This window comes from Pseudomonas sp. CFBP13528 (assembly GCF_005233615.1).
In the GTDB taxonomy this organism is placed as follows: domain Bacteria; phylum Pseudomonadota; class Gammaproteobacteria; order Pseudomonadales; family Pseudomonadaceae; genus Aquipseudomonas; species Aquipseudomonas fluorescens_AM.
In genome coordinates this window covers 1-1,545 of the sequence record NZ_QGAJ01000037.1, presented here as the reverse complement: position 1 = coordinate 1,545, position 1,545 = coordinate 1, and the positions used below count along the sequence as shown (strand labels likewise).

Sequence of the window (1,545 nt, the reverse complement as noted above, 5' to 3'; positions counted from 1 at the left end):
CCGTCCAGATCACTGAAGCGACTGGCGGCAACTTCGAGAAGCTGGAAGTTGCTGGCAATGGCGCAACCACCACGATCAACGACACCATCGACAAGGTCGATGTGGTTCTGACCGCAACCACTACCGTCGGCGAAGGCGGCAACATCGTCTACACCGCCAGCCTTGTGGATAAAAACGGCGCGCCGGTGACTAACGTCACCAATCCGCTGACCGTCACCTTGGATAACGGCCAGAGCATCACCATTGGTGTAAATCAGTCGAGCGGCAGCGTTTCGGTTGTGGCGCCGGATGACGTGTACAAGGGCGATCAAACCGTCACGACCGCCATCAAAGGTGTGACCGGTGGCGAGCACTTCGAAAACCTGGTGCCTGGCACCGCGCCAGTTAACACCACCGTGACTGATACTCCGGGCACCGACAACACCACCACCGTTACCCTGACAGCTCCGGCACAGGCGAACGAAGGTGGCCAGATCACGTACACCGCTACGCTCTCCAATAAAGCAGGCAGCGACGTCACGTTGAAGTTGGATAACGGCTCATCGATCACCATCAAAGCTGGCGATACTGTCGGCACCGTGACCGTGCCAGCGCCTACCGATGATGTGTTTATCGACAAGAGCACTCAGACCGTCCAGATCACTGAAGCGACTGGCGGCAACTTTGAGAAGTTGGAAGTTGCTGGCAACGGTGCGACCACCACGATCAATGACACCATCGACAAGGTCGATGTAGTTCTGACTGCAACCAACACCGTCGGCGAAGGCGGCAACATCGTTTACATCGCCAGCCTTGTGGATAAAAACGGCGTACCGGTGACGAACATCACCAACCCGTTGACCGTCACCTTGGATAACGGCCAAAGCATCACCATCGGTGTGAACCAATCGAGCGGTAGCATTTCTGTTGTTGCGCCTGATGATGTGTACAAGGGCGACCAAACCGTCACCGCTGCTATTCAGACCGTCACGGGTGGCGAGCACTTCGAGAATTTGGTGCCAGGCACCGCGCCGGTTAATACAACCGTGACTGATACTCCAGGCACCGACAACACCACTACCGTCACGCTGACCGCGCCAAATGCTGTTAACGAAGGTGGGCAAATCACGTATACCGCGACTTTGAGTAATAAGGCCGGTAGTGACGTCACGCTGAAACTCGATAACGGATCGTCGATCACTATCAAAGCCGGTGAAACCGTCGGCACTGTGACCGTCCCTGCGCCAACCGATGACGTGTTCATCGATAAGAGCACGCAGACGGTCAAGATCACCGACGCAACGGGCGGCAACTTCGAGAAGCTGGAAGTTGCAGGCAACGGTGCGACCACCACGATCAACGACACCATCGACAAGGTCGATGTGGTTCTGACCGCCACTACTACCGTCGGCGAAGGCGGCAACATCGTCTACACCGCCAGCCTTGTGGATAAAAACGGCGCGCCGGTGACGAACATCACCAACCCGTTGACCGTGACGTTGGATAACGGCCAGAGCATTACTATCGGTGTAAACCAATCGAGCGCCAGTGTTTCGGTTGTTGCGC

1 protein-coding gene is annotated in these 1,545 nt (G+C 56.4%); it reads left to right on the top strand.

Annotated features, from left to right (window positions below):
- Positions 1-1,545: immunoglobulin-like domain-containing protein (locus tag PspCFBP13528_RS27445; RefSeq protein ID WP_342671489.1), on the top strand; the 1,545-nt coding region annotated here is incomplete at both ends.